Consider the following 15,695-nt stretch of genomic DNA (forward strand, 5'->3'; position numbering starts at 1 on the left):
ACGAAATTCATTTCGTCTCGTTAAACAGTTCGCGGCCGATGAGCATGCGACGGATCTCGCTGGTGCCGGCGCCGATTTCGTACAGCTTGGCGTCACGCAGCAGGCGACCTGCCGGGAATTCGTTGATGTAGCCGTTGCCACCGAGAATCTGGATCGCATCCAGGGCCATTTGGGTGGCGCGTTCGGCGCTGTAGAGGATCACCCCGGCGGCGTCCTTGCGCGTGGTTTCGCCACGTTCGCAAGCCTGGGCCACGGCGTACAGGTAGGCGCGGCTGGCATTGAGCTGGGTGTACATGTCGGCGACCTTGCCCTGGATCAGCTGGAATTCGCCGATGCTCTGGCCAAACTGCTTGCGGTCGTGGATGTACGGCACGATCAGGTCCATGCAGGCCTGCATGATCCCGGTCGGACCGCCGGAGAGCACCACGCGCTCGTAGTCGAGACCGCTCATCAGCACCTTCACACCACCGTTGAGCACGCCGAGGATGTTTTCTTCCGGCACTTCAACGTCGTCGAAGAACAGCTCACAGGTGTTGGAACCGCGCATGCCCAACTTGTCGAATTTGTTGCTGCGGCTGAAACCTTTCCAGTCGCGCTCGACGATAAAGGCGGTGATGCCATGCGGGCCCTTTTCCAGGTCGGTCTTGGCGTAGATCACGTAGGTGTTGGCGTCCGGACCGTTGGTGATCCAGGTCTTGCTGCCGTTGAGCACGTACTTGTCGCCGCGTTTGTCGGCGCGCAGTTTCATCGACACCACGTCGGAGCCGGCATTCGGCTCGCTCATGGCGAGGGCGCCGATGTGTTCGCCGCTGATCAGTTTGGGCAGGTACTTGGCTTTCTGTTCATGGTTGCCGTTGCGGTTGATCTGGTTGACGCAGAGGTTGGAGTGGGCGCCGTAGGACAGGGCAACCGACGCCGAGCCGCGGCTGATTTCTTCCATGGCCACCACGTGGGCCAGATAGCCCAGGCCGGCGCCGCCGTACTCTTCTGGAACAGTGATGCCGAGCAGGCCCATGTCACCGAACTTGCGCCACAGATCCGCCGGGAACAGGTTGTCGCTGTCGATCTGTGCCGCGCGAGGCGCGATCTCTTTGCTGACGAATGCGCGGACCTGGTCGCGCAGCATGTCGATGGTTTCGCCGAGGGCAAAGTTCAGAGTCGGATAGCTCATGGGGCACCTTCAAACTGTTTTTATTAATGGGGGATCGGCCTGCAAAGCGCGCCGAATCGGCTGTCACCTTTACGTTAACGTAAACCTGAGACGAAAGGCTGTCAATCGCCCTTTACGTTAACGTCAACTTGAGCGAGAGTAGGGGCAGTTCAGGTCGGGTCCGGCGGCATGCTACCGGGCTTTCACATACCCGCTAATAAAGACAATAGGGGTCGTCATGGATCAACACAGTGCTCACCCACAGCACAGCTATACCCGTGGCTCACAGGACAAAGCCTTGCTGGCGATGACCATCGGCCAGGCCTTCGATAACACGGTAGCCCAGTATCCGCAGGGCGAGGCGCTGGTGGTTCGCCATCAGCAGCTGCGCTACACCTGGGCCCAGCTGGCCGAGGCGGTGGAACTCAATGCCAAGGCCCTGCTGGCGCTGGGTCTGCAGGCGGGTGATCGCCTGGGCATCTGGGCTCCGAATTGCGCGCAATGGTGTATCAGTCAGTTCGCCAGCGCGAAGATCGGGGTGATTCTGGTCAACATCAATCCGGCCTATCGCAGCTCCGAGCTGGAGTATGTGCTCAAGCAGTCCGGGTGCCAGTGGCTGGTGTGTGCCGGCTCGTTCAAGACCTCCGATTATCACGCGATGATCCAGGGCCTGGTGCCGGAACTGGCGCAGCAGGGCAGTGGGCAATTGCGGTGCGAACGTCTGCCGGACCTGCGCGGGGTGATCAGCCTCGACCCGACTCCGCCAGCCGGCTTCCTGCCCTGGGCGCAGCTGCCGCAGCTGGCGGCCGATGTTCCGCTCGAGCAACTCAAGGCGCGCTCGGCCAGCCTGCATTTCGACCAGGCGGTGAACATTCAGTACACCTCGGGGACCACTGGTTTTCCCAAGGGCGCGACCCTCAGTCACTACAACATCCTCAACAACGGTTACATGGTTGGCGAAAGCCTGGGACTGACTGCCAACGACCGGCTGGTGATCCCGGTGCCGCTGTATCACTGCTTCGGCATGGTCATGGGCAATCTGGGCTGCATCACCCACGGCACCACCATGATCTATCCCAACGATGCCTTCGACCCGTTGCTGACCCTGGAAACCGTCGCCCAGGAAAAGGCCACCGGCCTGTATGGCGTGCCGACCATGTTCATCGCCATGCTCGATCAACCGCGTCGGGCCGAGTTCGACCTGTCGACCTTGCGCACCGGGATCATGGCCGGGGCGACCTGTCCGATCGAAGTCATGCGCCGGGTCATCAGCGAGATGCACATGAGTGAGGTGCAGATTGCCTACGGCATGACGGAAACCAGCCCGGTGTCATTGCAGACCGGTCCGTCAGACGACCTGGAGCTTCGCGTGACCACCGTCGGCCGAACCCAGCCGCAACTGGAAAGCAAGATAATCGACGACGCCGGCAACCTGGTGCCCCGTGGCACCATCGGCGAACTGTGCACCCGCGGATACAGCGTGATGCTCGGCTACTGGAACAACCCTCAGGGCACGGCGGAGGCCATCGACCAGGCTGGGTGGATGCATACCGGCGATCTGGCGACCATGAACGAAGAAGGCTACGTGTGCATTGCCGGACGTAACAAGGACATGATCATTCGTGGCGGTGAGAATATTTACCCTCGCGAGCTGGAGGAGTTCTTCTTCACTCATCCGGCGGTGGCGGATGTGCAGGTGATTGGCATTCCGTGCGAGAAGTACGGCGAGGAGATTGTTGCCTGGATCAAGTTCCACCCCGGTCATTCCGCCAACGAGCTGGAGCTGCAGGCCTGGTGCAAGGAGCGCATCGCCCACTTCAAGACGCCGCGTTACTTCAGGTTCGTCGAGGAGTTCCCGATGACCGTGACCGGCAAGATCCAGAAGTTCAAGATGCGTGAAATCAGCATCGAGGAGTTGAAGCTGAAGGTGTAGCCGGCATTGCGGGAGGGGCGAGCAATCGCCCCTGTCTGGAGGCAAAAGCCAAACGCCAGACAGCACAAAGGGGAGCCGAGGCTCCCCTTTAATTTGTCTTTGCGTGCTCTTTTTTTATTATTAAGGGGCGGTCTGTTGTTGTTTTTGTCAACCGTGACCCTGTACCGCTGTTTTTGGCGACCCCCATTCGGGGTCAAGAGCAAACGTATTTTTTTGAGCGCTGATCTGCTTTTCGTCTAGCGATCCAACCAGTTCGGGAGCTACCTGAAGGTAGTTTTATTGTTCTCTGCCCGGTTGCGGGTTACTGCACGCAGCACCCTGAAAGCACACCTTCTCCAAAAAAATCTGTTAGCTGCGTCTCTGCCGTGTTGTTTTTGTTATGTCAGAGTCGTTACGTCTTGTTTTTATTAGGGTTACCGCAATTTTTTTATTCTTGTTGTGCGATAGATAAAGCAGATGCCGTGCCAACTTTTAAAAAGCCTTTAAAATCAATGACTTAACATTTTGAAGGAAAAAATCGCGGAGAGATTTGGCGCAGTTTGTTTCCGTGTTACTCGTTTGTGCGGGGGTGAGGTAACACCCCCGACACAATCAGTGTGCGCTGCGGGCCTTGGCCACGCGCGAGCCGGTAGCACGCCCGAGGACAGCGCAAATCTGCTGGCCGGCCAGCAGCAGGCGGTCCATGTCGACACCGGTTTCGATGCCCAGGCCATTGAGCAGGTACAGCACATCTTCGGTGGCCACGTTACCGCTGGCACCCTTGGCGTACGGACAGCCGCCGAGACCGGCGATGGAGCTGTCGAACACCGCGATGCCTTCCAGCAGGCTGGCGTAGATATTGGCCATGGCCTGGCCGTAGGTGTCGTGGAAGTGTCCGGCGAGCTTGTCCCGCGGCACGTCCTTACTCACGACGTCGAACATTTTGCGCGTCGCGCCAGCGGTGCCGGTGCCGATGGTGTCCCCCAGCGATACTTCGTAGCAGCCCATCGCATAGAGTTCGCGGGCGACCATGGCCACTTGCTCCGGTGCCACGTCACCCTCGTAAGGGCACCCCAGCACGCAGGACACGTAACCGCGCACCGTAACACCCTGGTCCCGCGCGGCCTGCATGATCGGCTCGAAGCGCTGCAGGCTTTCGCTGATCGAACAGTTGATGTTGCGTTGGGAAAAGGCTTCGGAGGCGGCGGCGAACACCGCGACTTCCTTGACCCCGGCCGCGATCGCGTCCTCGAACCCACGCAGGTTGGGCGCCAGCGCGCCATAGGTAACGCCGGCCTTGCGCTGGATTTGCGCGAAGACTTCGGCAGAACCGGCCATCTGCGGCACCCATTTCGGTGACACGAAGCTGCCGACTTCGATGTAGCCCAGGCCGGCGGCGCTCAGGGCGTCGACCAGTTGCACCTTGTCGGCAACGCTGATGGGCTGGGCTTCGTTCTGCAGGCCATCGCGCGGGCCGACTTCGACAAGGCGTACGTGAGTTGGAATGGGCATGGGAGTGGACCTGTGTTGAGAGTCTGAATGCGAAGAGGCCCCTGTAGGAGCGAGCCTGCTCGCGATGAGGACATTACTGTCATGGGGAGGGCGGCTGACAATCCGCTATCGTGAGCAGGCTCGCTCCTACAATGGATTGTGAACGCCTACTGAACCGATTCCTGGTTTTTCAGGGTTTGTTCCAATGCCTGGACACAGCGCTCTTCGGCGGTGTCGAGTTCCAGCTTCATTTGTTCGATGTCCAGTAACTGTTGTTCAAGCTGCTCGCGACGCTCGGTGATTTTCGCCAGCATGCTATTCAATTGCTTGGTGTTACCGCTGGAAGGGTCGTAGAGTTCGATCAGTTCGCGGCATTCGGCCAGTGAGAAGCCGATGCGCTTGCCACGCAGGATCAGTTTCAGGCTGACTTTGTCCCGTGGCGAATAGATCCGTTCCTGCCCGCGGCGCTCGGGGCTCAGCAGGCCTTGTTCTTCATAGAAGCGGATGGCACGGGTGGTGATGTCGAGCTCGCGGGCGAGGTCGGAAATGCTGTAGGTCTGGCTGCTCATGGGCGCGCTCGAGAGTAGGGTCATGGCGCTAAACTAATGTCAGGTTGACGTATACGTCAAGCAGCGTTGCGGTTGATGGCTCTAGCGCAGCGCTGCTACAGGATTCCCGTTCCCTTTCCTACACCTTATCCAGCTGTTTCTCATGGGCGGTGACTTGCTGGCATAACTCGATCATCTGCTCGCGCATCCAGCGGTTGGCCGGGTCCTGGTCGGTGCTTTCGTGCCAATAAAGGTGGGTCGCCACCGGCGGTACGTCCTTGACTGGCAGCGGGAACGAATGCAGTTCATGGCGGCGGGCGAAGCGGGCCGGCACGGTCATGACCATATCGGTTTGCTGCAGCACCTGGGAAGCCATCAGGTAATGCTGGGAGCGCAGGGCGATCTTGCGCTGAATCCCCATTTTGCCCAGCGCCAGGTCGACATGACCCAGGCCGCTGCGACGGCTGGAAATATGGATATGGGTCAATCCCAGGTAATCATCGAGGCTGAACTTTTCCTTGCCCGCCATGGGATGGCCCTTGCGCATGGCGCACACGTAATGGTCTTCCATCAGCTTGACGTGACGCACTTGCGGGTCGGTGTTGAGTGGCGCATCGACGGCGAAGTCGAGGCGGCCGGCGGCCAGCTCTTTGGTGGTTTCGCGACGTTTGGACAGGAAACTTTCGATGATCACCGTAGGGGCGAGGCGGCGCAGACGCTGGAAAAGCGGCGGCAGAATCACCGCCTCAGTGAGGTCAGTCATGCTGATGCGGTAGGTCTTGACCGCCTGCTGTGGATTGAAAATACGGCTTTCCTGCACCGACACCCGCAGCAGCGACAGGGCATTGCGCACCGGGCCGATAATATTTTGCGCCATCGGCGTCGGCACCATGCCCTGGGCGGTGCGCACGAACAGCGGATCGTTGAAGGTTTCGCGCAGGCGGGCCAGAGCGTTGGATACCGCCGGCTGCGTAATGCCGACAATCTGCCCGGCGCGGGTCAGGTTGGCTTCGGTATAGATGGCGTCGAAAACGATGAACAGGTTGAGGTCGACCTTGCTTAGATTCATGGCATTTCGCTCTTGGCTTTTGTTATGGGAGCAGGTGGCTCGATAAGTCGATCATATATCGGTGATGAATGTTAATACACGCCGAGAATAGGCTAGGTAAATTTTCGTAGCTGATCTAGCATCGATTCATGCCCTCCACAACGACTTCACCACCTGGTCAAAAAAGGTAACTGCCCATGGATTTCGCTTATTCGCCCAAGGTTCAGGAACTGCGTGAACGCGTCACCGCGTTCATGGATGCTTACGTTTATCCAGCCGAAGCGGTGTTTGAACGCCAGGTCGCCGAAGGCGACCGCTGGCAGCCCACCGCGATCATGGAAGAGCTCAAGCGCAAGGCCAAGGCGGAAGGCTTGTGGAACCTGTTCCTGCCGGAGTCGGAACTGGGGGCGGGCCTGACCAACCTCGAATACGCACCGCTGGCGGAGATCATGGGCCGCTCGCTGCTCGGCCCCGAGCCGTTCAACTGTTCGGCGCCGGACACTGGCAACATGGAAGTGCTGGTACGTTACGCCAACGAAGAGCAGAAACAGCGCTGGCTTGAGCCCCTGCTGCGCGGCGAGATCCGTTCGGCGTTTGCCATGACCGAGCCGGATGTGGCCTCGTCCGATGCCACCAACATGGCAGCCCGCGCCGAGCGCGACGGTGACGAGTGGGTGATCAACGGCAAGAAGTGGTGGACTTCCGGTGCCTGCGACCCACGTTGCAAGATCCTGATCTTCATGGGCCTGAGCAATCCGGATGCACCACGGCACGCCCAGCACTCGATGATCCTGGTGCCGGTGGATACTCCCGGGGTAAAAATTCTGCGTCCATTACCCGTATTCGGCTACGACGATGCACCTCATGGTCACGCCGAAGTCTTGTTCGATAACGTCCGCGTACCGTACGAAAACGTCCTGTTGGGCGAAGGTCGTGGCTTCGAGATTGCCCAGGGTCGCCTTGGCCCAGGCCGTATCCACCACTGTATGCGTTCGATCGGCATGGCCGAGCGCGCCCTGGAATTGATGTGCAAGCGTGCGGTCAATCGCACCGCGTTCGGCAAGCCACTGGCACGCCTGGGCGGTAACGTCGACAAGATTGCCGACTCGCGGATGGAAATCGACATGGCGCGCCTGCTGACACTGAAGGCCGCCTACATGATGGACACCGTGGGTAACAAAGTGGCGAAAAGCGAGATCGCGCAGATCAAGGTGGTCGCGCCCAATGTGGCCTTGCGGGTGATCGACCGGGCGATCCAGATCCATGGTGGTGCCGGGGTATCGAATGATTTCCCACTGGCCTATATGTATGCCATGCAGCGCACCTTGCGGCTGGCCGATGGTCCGGACGAGGTGCACCGCGCGGCGATCGGCAAGTTTGAAATCGGCAAGTACGTGCCCAAGGAAATGCTGCGTAGCGATCGCTGATCCGCGCCCCCCGAAACACCCGCCCACGCTCGCCGCGTCGGCGGGTGTTGGCGTTTTCAGCCCGCGGAAATCTCGCGGCCGAAGCGCTCGCGGTACACCGACGGCGGCAGGCCGACCACGGTACGAAACGCCACCCGAAAACTTTCCACGGAACGGTAACCGCATTGTAGGGCGATGCTTTCGCTGCTGTGGCGGCTGCTCTCCAGCAGTTCCCGGGCGCGGGCCAGGCGTTGCTGTTGCAGCCAGGATTTCGGCGAAGCACCGGTAGCTTCGCTGAACCGACGCAGGAAGGTGCGCTCGCTCATCGCCGCCTGACTCGCCAGGTCGCGGACTTCCAGCGGTTCGTGCAGGCGTTCCCGTGCCCATTGCATGACCCGCGACAGATCGCTGCGCGGGGTGCGGCTGACCGGGGCCGGAATAAATTGTGCCTGGCCGCCGCTGCGTTGTGGCGACATCACCAGGCGCCGCGCCACCGAGTTGGCCACCTGGGTGCCAAAGTCCCGCGCCACCAGGTGCAGGCAGGCATCGATGCCGGCAGCGCTGCCGGCCGAGGTGATCAACTGGCCAGCGTCGACATACAGCACGTCGGGATCCACCAGGATATTCGGGAAGCGTTCGGCCAATTCATCGGTGTAGCGCCAGTGGGTGGTCGCCCGCAAACCGTCGAGCAAGCCGGTGGCGGCCAGCACAAAGACCCCGGAGCAGATCGACAGCAAGCGTGCGCCGCGCGCATGGGCCTGGCGCAAGGCCTGGAGCAATGGCGGTGGCACCGGTTCGTGGCGACTGCGCCAGCCGGGGATGATGATGGTGCGGGCGTTTTCCAGCAGTTCGATGCCGCCGTCGGCCAGCACCTGAATACCCCCGGTCGCGCGCATCGGGCCCGGATCGATGGCGGCGATGCTGTGTTGGTACCAGGGAAAATCGAACTCCGGCCGCGCCAGGCCGAAGATCTCCACGGCGATCCCGAATTCGAAAGTGCAGAGGCCGTCGTAAGCGAGGATGGCGACGGAGCCGGGCGAGTTGTGCATTTGGCGGAAAGTTACCGATGAGTGTCTGGTCCGCCACTGTAGCGCTTTGCGGCCGTTCGATACAGTGGCTTCACACCCACATTGATCCGGAGAATCCCCATGCCCAGCCTGGTCCGCTCGACACCTGCTGCTTCGTCCGCTGTTGCCTTGATGCATTTCAGCAGTCGCCTGACGTTCGAAACCGACTGTTCCGACGTCTTCAGTAGTCAGGCGGCGGGGGAGGTGGATTTTGTCCTGGTGGATGTGCGCGGGCCCCTGGCTTATGAGCGCGGCCACGTGCCTGGGGCAATCAATATTCCTGGGCGTTTGATCACGGCGACAGCGCTGGCCGCGTACCCGAAGCACACCTTGTTCGTGGTGTATTGCGCCGGTCCACACTGCAACGGCGCGAACAAGGCCGCGGTGAAGTTGGCGGCGCTGGAGTATCCGGTCAAGGAAATGATCGGCGGCGTGACGGGTTGGCTGGATGAGGGGTTCACGCTGAGTCAGGGCGTGATGCCAACGGCCACGGCGGCAATAGCTTGCGAATGCTGAGGACCCTTCAGGTATTGGTGTAGGACCGGCGCCACTTATCCAGAGTCATCTGCAGCCAGTCGTACACCAGGCGGTGAGCGGCGCTGTCATCCTGATCGCGGGGCAGCGGCGATTCGTCACCGAAATGCGCATTGAGCAGCGCCACCGACGACGCATTCCACTCCGGATGAAACTGCACGCCTACGCGAGTCGGACCGACGTCATACATTTGCTGCAGGCAGCGGGCACTGCTGGCCTGCAACAAGGCATCCGGCGGCAGGTTGATCGCGTCTTCGTGCCATTCCAGCACCTGCAACGTGCGGCCATCGGCGAACGTCACGCTGGTCCAGCCGGTTTCGCTTTCGTGCATGCGCTGCACGCTGCCGCCCAGGCTCAGGGCCAGTAATTGCGCGCCCAGGCAAATGGCAAACACTGGCGCTCCCAAGGCCAGGCTGGCGGCCAGCCACTTGCGCTCTTGCGCCAGCCATTTCGGCCCGGCATTCGAATCATAGGGTCCGCCAAGAATAATCACCGGTGCAGCACTGACCTCGGGCAACTTGCCCAGGTCGGCGCGAAATATTCGCAGGGTCAGGCCGCGGGATTCGGCCCAGTCGTCAATCGCTCCCGGCCCTTCGGCGGGATGATGCTGGATCAGGTTCAACCAGGTCGTTAATTCAGGCATGGCGGCTCTCCAGGCGACTTCAATCAAGGCAGCAATACGTGGCAACGGGCGCTGATTCCGCAGGGCTTTGCACCGTCCTGGCGCGTGGGCTCATGTGCAGTAATAGCTTAGTGACTTTTCTATAAGTAATTGTCGCGTAGACATAATTCGCTGGCGCGGTGCGGCTCTAGACTGCCGGCCACTTCGATAAATACTAGCCACAAGCTACCGTCGAATGTTGCCAACAAGAGTCTCCGCACACAGGAGTTATAGATGAAAAAGCTAGCGATGTTCGGCGCCCTGGCGCTGTCTGTATTGTCCCTCTCGGCCGTGGCCGAAGATGCCAAGCCGATCCGTATCGGTATCGAAGCGGGTTACCCACCGTTCTCGATGAAAACCCCTGACGGCAAGCTGACCGGTTTCGACGTGGACATCGGCGATGCGCTGTGCGAACAGATGAAGGTCAAATGTACCTGGGTCGAGCAAGAATTCGACGGTCTGATTCCAGCCCTGAAGGTCAAGAAAATCGACGCGATCCTGTCGTCCATGACCATCACCGATGATCGCAAGAAGAACGTCGACTTCACCATCAAGTACTACCACACCCCGGCGCGCTTCGTGATGAAGGCAGGCAGCGGTGTCAAGGATCCGTTGACCGAGCTCAAGGGCAAGAAAGTCGGCGTTCTGCGTGCCAGTACCCATGACCGCTTCGCCACTGAAGTGCTGACACCGGTCGGCATCAACGTGGTGCGCTACGGTTCGCAGCAGGAAGCCAACCTGGACATCGTCGCCGGTCGCATCGATGCGACACTGGCCGACGCGGTCAACCTCAGCGATGGCTTCCTGAAAACCGACGCCGGCAAGGGCTTCGAATTCGTCGGCCCGACCTACGAAGACGCCAAGTACTTCGGCGGCGGCGCGGGTATCGCGGTGCGCAAGGGCGATAAGGCGCTGGCTGACAAGTTCAACACGGCGATTGGCGAAATCCGCGCCAACGGCAAGTACAAGCAAGTGCAGGACAAGTACTTCGACTTCGACGTTTACGGTCAGTAAGTTCGCGGTTGAAAAAAGTGGCGTCCGTTGATTCGGGAGCCACTTTTTTTATGGCTGGATGATCGAGTCCGGCGGTCCATTTTTTCCAGGAGAGCAGCATGCAACGTATCGACCATCCATTGCCCTGGAGTCATCTGGGCAGCGAACGCAGCCTCAGTGTGTTCCGCTTTGGCAGCGGCCAGCGCAAGGTCTATATCCAGGCCAGCCTGCACGCCGACGAATTGCCCGGCATGCGCACCGCCTGGGAACTGAAAAAACGTCTCACTGACCTCGAAGCCCGGGGCCAGCTCAAGGGCGTGATCGAACTGGTGCCGGTGGCCAACCCGATCGGCCTCGACCAGCACCTGCAAAGTGCGCACATGGGGCGTTTCGAGCTGGGCAGCGGCAAGAATTTCAACCGCGCGTTTCATGAACTCAGCGCGCCGGTCGGCGAGTTGATCGGCGCGCAGTTGGGCGCCGATGCCGAGGCCAACGTCGCCTTGATCCGCCAGGCCATGGGCCAGGTGCTCGATCAACTGCCGGCGCCGACTTCGCAACTGCAAGCCCTGCACCGGCTGTTGCTGCGTCATGCCTGTGACGCCGAGATCACCCTCGACCTGCATTGCGATTTTGAGGCGGCGATTCACCTGTATGCGCTGCCCCAGCACTGGCCGCAGTGGCAGTCGCTCGCGGCGCGCTTGAAAGCCGGCGTGGCGTTGCTCTGCGAAGACTCGGGCGGCAGCTCGTTCGATGAATCCTGCTCCTCCCCCTGGCTGCGTTTGGCCAAGGCGTTCCCCGAAGCGGCGATCCCGCCGGCCAACCTGGCAACCACCCTGGAACTGGGGAGTATGGGCGACACCCGGATCGAACAGGCCCAGGCCAACTGCGAAGCAATCCTCGGCTTTCTTGCCGAGCAGGGCCTGATCGATGGCCAATGGCCGGAAGCGCCCACTGAGTGCTGCGAAGGCCTGCCGTTTGCCGGTACCGAATACCTGTTCGCACCGCACCACGGCGTGGTGAGCTTCTTGCGCGAAGCTGGTGAATGGGTTGAGCAGGGTGATCCCCTGTTCGAAGTGGTCGACCCCTTGAGCGATCGCGTCACCGTGGTCCGCGCCGGCACCCGCGGCGTGCTCTTCGCACTGGACCGCTCGCGCTACACCGAACCGGGGATCTGGCAGGCCAAGGTGGCGGGGCGAGAGGTGATTCGGGCAGGGAAATTGACCAACGATTGATCAACTCAACGTGTAGGAATCGCCATGTTCAAGCTGTTAGCTGCCGTACTGATGTTGGGATCGTCCATCGTCCACGCCGAGCCCTTGTTGCACACTGACCTGCCGTTGAGCTACCTCGAACAGTCCCAGCCCGATTCGCGCAATCAGCCGCTGGTGATTTTCCTCCATGGTTACGGCAGTAACGAAGCCGATCTGTTGGGTATCAAGGATGGCTTGCCCGCGTCCTACACCTATTTATCGGTGCGTGCGCCGCAAACCCTGGAGGAGGGCAGTTATCAGTGGTTTCACCGCAAGGGCCAGGGGGCTTATGACGGTGACAGCGATGACTTGCGCAGTAGCGCTGCGTTGATTGGCGATTTTGTTGCCAAGGCGGCGGACAAGTACCACACCACGGCTGACAAGGTGTTCCTGGTGGGTTTCAGTCAGGGGGCCATCATGTCTTACGAGGTGGCTTTACGCCAACCGTCGGCCGTGGGAGGCATTGCCGCATTGAGTGGCAAGTTGCTCCCAGTGTTGCGTACGCAGCTCAAGGCGGACAAGGCGCTGAGTGCGTTGGCCATTTTCATCGGCCACGGCACGGACGACCAGCGCCTGCCTTTCACCGATGGGAGCGACGCGGACAGTCTGTTGCGCAAACTGGGATTGGCGCCCCAGTTTCATGCCTATCCGGGCCTCGGTCACAGCATCAGCGAAGAGGAGATCAGCGACTTGAACGCCTGGTTGCTGCGGATCAATCGCTGAGTCGAGGGCTTATTTGCCGCTGAGTATCGCGTTGACCAGCGCGGCATGGCCGGCTTTGTCATCGACCCGGGAAATCACCTGGATCAGCATCATCCGGGTGCCGGAGCCGGCCAGCAGGCTGGTATTGAGAGTTGGGCCGCCGCCCTGGGTCGCGGTGAAGTCGACCTGACGCAGGCCCAGGCCCTTGATGGTCAGGCTTTTCTCGCTCTGCTTGTTGAAGTTGGCCAGGGCTTCGCGTTGCTGGGCAGTGAAGCCGGTAATTGACTCGTCGAGGAACACCGTGTCGTTGTCCTTGACGTTGAGGCCTTCGGGCAGGGTGTTCTCGGCGATGATCAGCACGGTTTTGGTTTGCTGATTGGTGTACATGGTGCCCTTGGCGCCGGACGTGCCGTTGCTGGCGTTGCCGCCGGGCAGCGGGTTGGCGATGAAGCCGGCAGGCAGGGTAAAGGCAAATTTGTTGCTCAGCGCCGAGACTTTCTGCGCGGGTGCGGTCTTGCTTGTCGTCTTGTCGGCAGCCTGGACGCTGGCGCTGCCCAGGACGGTGAGGGCCGAGAGGAACAAGGCGGTGGCGGTATGGCGGACGGTGAGCTTTTTCAGCAGCGACATGACTATCTCCGAGGTATGCGCGCGGTGACGGCGATCATCCCACGAGGCTGTGCGATGACTCCAGCGCGAGTGTGGGAAATGGCGACGCAAGGTCGCTAGCGCTGTGCTTTCTGACAGGGATCGGCGACGGGTCGCTGGGGCGCCGCCATGCGCTTGGTCACCAGCAGCATCAACAGCGAAACCGCCACGCCCATGACGAACGCCCAGCCTCCCCAGCGCGGCAAGGTCAGGGCGAGGGTCAGGCAGAAGGCGGCGAACGAATACATGCCGGTGGCCGTGGCCCGCAGCAAGGCGGCGGTGAAGGCCGGGCCTCGAGTCTGCTGGGAGAACACCGCCATGACGCTGCCGAGCACCGGGAACACCGCGAGCAAGCCGCTCCAACGCTCGCCCACGGTACTGGCCAGCAAGGTGACCGCCAGGGTCAGCAAGGCCCCGGCGAGCATGCGCAGCAATAGCTTGTCGGACTTCGGCGCAGGGCCTGAAGCCAGGGGCTGAACGCTTGGAAACAGGTAGGGCGCGGCCAGCAGTGCGGTGGCGGCGGCGATGCAGGAAAACCCCAGCGATGCCGGTAACAGCGACAGCACGACCGCTACCAGGCTCCAGCCGGACAAGGCGATCAGCAGTGCCGCCGGCCAGTTGCAGCGCTGGGCCGCCTGGGCATAGACCACGCAGAAGGTGATCATCGCGAACATCGCCGAGAGCGCAGCGACCGCCGATTGCGCGGCGAATGCCGGGCCTTGCTCAAGAGCGAGGAACAACAGAATCGGTCCGACCACCACCGGCAGTCCCGACAGCCATCCGGCGACACTCGGCCCCCAGCGCTTGCCGGCCAGGGAAATCAACAGCAGGAAAGCGGGGATCAGCAGCAGTTTCAACAGCAGCACGGAGCATTCCTTGTTCGATGGCAGTCCCCCAGCATACAAGGCTTCGCCCCAGGGCCTGAAACTACTAAGCTTCGATATCGCCTGCCAATGTCGGAAAACCCTGTGAGATTCAGCCTGCCGAAGACTGCGACTGCTCCGTTTTGCCCGCCGGAAGTGGCGGGCAGTGTCCCGGTCAACGCCAATGCACCGTTCTGGAAACGGGCGGTGACCTTTGCCGGCCCCGGCTTGCTGGTGTCCATCGGTTACATGGACCCGGGCAATTGGGCGACAGCGATAGAAGCCGGTTCGCGCTTTGGCTACAGCCTGTTGTTTGTGGTGTTGCTGGCGAGCCTGGCGGGGATGGCGGTGCAGTGCCTGTGTTCGCGGCTGGGTATCGCCACCGGCCGGGACCTCGCGCAATTGTCCCGCGAACGCTACAGCCCGCGTACGGCAAAGGTGCAATGGCTGCTGGCAGAGGTCTCGATCATTGCCACGGATCTCGCCGAAGTGCTCGGCTGTGCCCTGGCCTTTCACCTGTTGCTGGGGTGCTCGATGACGGTCGGCATCGCCCTGACAGCCTTCGATACCCTGCTGGTACTGGCCATGCAAAACCGCGGCTTTCGCCGTTTGGAGGCGATCATGCTGGTGCTGGTCGGGACCATCGGCGCCTGTTTTTTTGTCGAGCTGTTACTGATCAAGCCGTACTGGCCGGAAGTGGCCCGGGGCTTTACACCGTCGTTGTCAGCGATCAGCGACGCCGCGCCGTTGTACCTGGCGATCGGCATTCTCGGCGCCACCGTGATGCCCCACAACCTGTATTTGCACACCTCGATTGTGCAGACCCGGTTGTTCGCCAAGGACCTGGCCAGCAAGCAGGATGCGATCAACCTGGCGCGTATCGACACCATCGGCTCGCTGGCCCTGGCGCTGTTGGTCAACTCGGCGATCCTGATCCTCGCCGCGGCAGCGTTCCACCGGAGCGGCCATAGCGACGTGGTGGAGATTCAGGACGCTTATCGCATGCTCGATCCGCTGGTGGGCGGGGTCTTTGCCAGCGTGCTGTTCGGCATCGCCCTGCTGGCGTCCGGGCAGAGCTCGACTTTTACCGGCACCATCGCCGGCCAGGTGATCATGGAGGGCTACCTCAACCTGCGGATTCCCTGCTGGCAACGGCGCCTGTTGACCCGCGGGCTGGCGCTGATCCCGGCGTTCATCGGGGTCTGGCTGATGGGCGACGGCGCTGTCGGCAAATTGTTGGTGATGAGCCAGGTGGTGCTCAGTCTGCAACTGCCGTTTGCCCTGTACCCGTTGATCCGCATGACCAGCGACAAGCAACTGATGGGGCCGTTCGTCAATCGCTGGCCGACCCGGATGCTGGTGTGGGGATTGTTTGTGGTGATCAGCGCGGCCAACAGTTGGTTGATCCTGCAGTTGCTGGCGTGA

The 15,695-nt window shown here is 61.1% G+C and carries 15 protein-coding genes; 7 read left to right on the forward strand and 8 right to left on the reverse strand.

The window, feature by feature from the left end; translation table 11 throughout:
• Positions 1 to 7: 7 nt before the first annotated feature.
• Positions 8 to 1,171: an isovaleryl-CoA dehydrogenase gene (locus ACZYR5_RS20085; protein WP_489091191.1), complete on the reverse strand. Its 1,164-nt coding sequence runs from the start codon at positions 1,169 to 1,171 to the stop codon at positions 8 to 10.
• 217 nt (positions 1,172 to 1,388) lie between these two features.
• Between ACZYR5_RS20085 and ACZYR5_RS20090 the strand changes: the two genes are divergently transcribed.
• A complete protein-coding gene (locus ACZYR5_RS20090) occupies positions 1,389 to 3,083 on the forward strand; it encodes an AMP-binding protein (RefSeq protein WP_489091192.1) in 1,695 nt (564 codons plus the stop codon).
• A gap of 591 nt (positions 3,084 to 3,674) precedes the next feature.
• Here the strand turns inward: ACZYR5_RS20090 and ACZYR5_RS20095 are convergent.
• The 3 genes from ACZYR5_RS20095 to ACZYR5_RS20105 form a co-directional block, all read right to left on the reverse strand.
• Positions 3,675 to 4,574 (reverse strand): hydroxymethylglutaryl-CoA lyase, encoded by a 900-nt coding sequence (locus ACZYR5_RS20095; protein ID WP_489091193.1) that lies wholly within the window; start codon positions 4,572 to 4,574, stop codon positions 3,675 to 3,677.
• A gap of 146 nt (positions 4,575 to 4,720) precedes the next feature.
• Complete coding sequence (locus ACZYR5_RS20100) at positions 4,721 to 5,122, reverse strand: MerR family transcriptional regulator (protein WP_489091194.1); 402 nt, start codon at positions 5,120 to 5,122, stop codon at positions 4,721 to 4,723.
• A gap of 118 nt (positions 5,123 to 5,240) precedes the next feature.
• Entirely contained in the window at positions 5,241 to 6,170 is a 930-nt protein-coding gene (locus tag ACZYR5_RS20105) for a LysR family transcriptional regulator (RefSeq protein ID WP_027618816.1), read from the reverse strand.
• Between the two features lie 176 nt (positions 6,171 to 6,346).
• Between ACZYR5_RS20105 and ACZYR5_RS20110 the strand changes: the two genes are divergently transcribed.
• Positions 6,347 to 7,576 (forward strand): acyl-CoA dehydrogenase, encoded by a 1,230-nt coding sequence (locus ACZYR5_RS20110; RefSeq protein WP_489091195.1) that lies wholly within the window; start codon positions 6,347 to 6,349, stop codon positions 7,574 to 7,576.
• Positions 7,577 to 7,632: 56 nt separating this feature from the next.
• Here the strand turns inward: ACZYR5_RS20110 and ftrA are convergent, their stop codons facing one another.
• Positions 7,633 to 8,604 (reverse strand): transcriptional regulator FtrA, encoded by a 972-nt coding sequence (ftrA, locus tag ACZYR5_RS20115; protein WP_489091196.1) that lies wholly within the window; start codon positions 8,602 to 8,604, stop codon positions 7,633 to 7,635.
• Positions 8,605 to 8,703: 99 nt separating this feature from the next.
• On the opposite strand from ftrA, the gene ACZYR5_RS20120 reads away from it, so the two are divergent.
• A complete protein-coding gene (locus ACZYR5_RS20120) occupies positions 8,704 to 9,138 on the forward strand; it encodes a rhodanese-like domain-containing protein (RefSeq protein WP_489091197.1) in 435 nt (144 codons plus the stop codon).
• A gap of 7 nt (positions 9,139 to 9,145) precedes the next feature.
• On the opposite strand, the gene ACZYR5_RS20125 is transcribed toward ACZYR5_RS20120, so the two are convergent.
• A complete protein-coding gene (locus ACZYR5_RS20125; RefSeq protein ID WP_489091198.1) occupies positions 9,146 to 9,799 on the reverse strand; it encodes a type 1 glutamine amidotransferase in 654 nt (217 codons plus the stop codon).
• Positions 9,800 to 10,051: 252 nt separating this feature from the next.
• Between ACZYR5_RS20125 and ACZYR5_RS20130 the strand changes: the two genes are divergently transcribed.
• The 3 genes from ACZYR5_RS20130 (at position 10,052) to ACZYR5_RS20140 (ending at position 12,783) form a co-directional block, all read left to right on the forward strand.
• Positions 10,052 to 10,831: an ABC transporter substrate-binding protein gene (locus tag ACZYR5_RS20130; protein ID WP_489091199.1), complete on the forward strand. Its 780-nt coding sequence runs from the start codon at positions 10,052 to 10,054 to the stop codon at positions 10,829 to 10,831.
• A gap of 98 nt (positions 10,832 to 10,929) precedes the next feature.
• Positions 10,930 to 12,042: a M14 family metallopeptidase gene (locus ACZYR5_RS20135; RefSeq protein WP_489091200.1), complete on the forward strand. Its 1,113-nt coding sequence runs from the start codon at positions 10,930 to 10,932 to the stop codon at positions 12,040 to 12,042.
• A gap of 24 nt (positions 12,043 to 12,066) precedes the next feature.
• Positions 12,067 to 12,783 carry an alpha/beta hydrolase gene (locus tag ACZYR5_RS20140; protein ID WP_489091201.1) on the forward strand — a complete coding sequence of 239 codons (717 nt, stop codon included), beginning with the start codon at positions 12,067 to 12,069 and terminating at the stop codon, positions 12,781 to 12,783.
• A 9-nt stretch (positions 12,784 to 12,792) separates the two neighbouring features.
• Here the strand turns inward: ACZYR5_RS20140 and ACZYR5_RS20145 are convergent, their stop codons facing one another.
• Both ACZYR5_RS20145 and ACZYR5_RS20150 read right to left on the reverse strand, forming a co-directional pair.
• Positions 12,793 to 13,389, reverse strand: coding sequence for a DcrB/PsbP domain-containing protein (locus ACZYR5_RS20145; RefSeq protein WP_489091202.1), 597 nt, complete (start codon positions 13,387 to 13,389; stop codon positions 12,793 to 12,795).
• A 95-nt stretch (positions 13,390 to 13,484) separates the two neighbouring features.
• On the reverse strand, positions 13,485 to 14,273 hold the full coding sequence (locus ACZYR5_RS20150) for a hypothetical protein (RefSeq protein ID WP_489091203.1): 789 nt from the start codon (positions 14,271 to 14,273) through the stop codon (positions 13,485 to 13,487).
• A 102-nt stretch (positions 14,274 to 14,375) separates the two neighbouring features.
• Between ACZYR5_RS20150 and ACZYR5_RS20155 the strand changes: the two genes are divergently transcribed.
• On the forward strand, positions 14,376 to 15,695 hold the full coding sequence (locus ACZYR5_RS20155; protein ID WP_489091204.1) for an Nramp family divalent metal transporter: 1,320 nt from the start codon (positions 14,376 to 14,378) through the stop codon (positions 15,693 to 15,695).

Source organism: Pseudomonas sp. F007, from assembly GCF_057814275.1.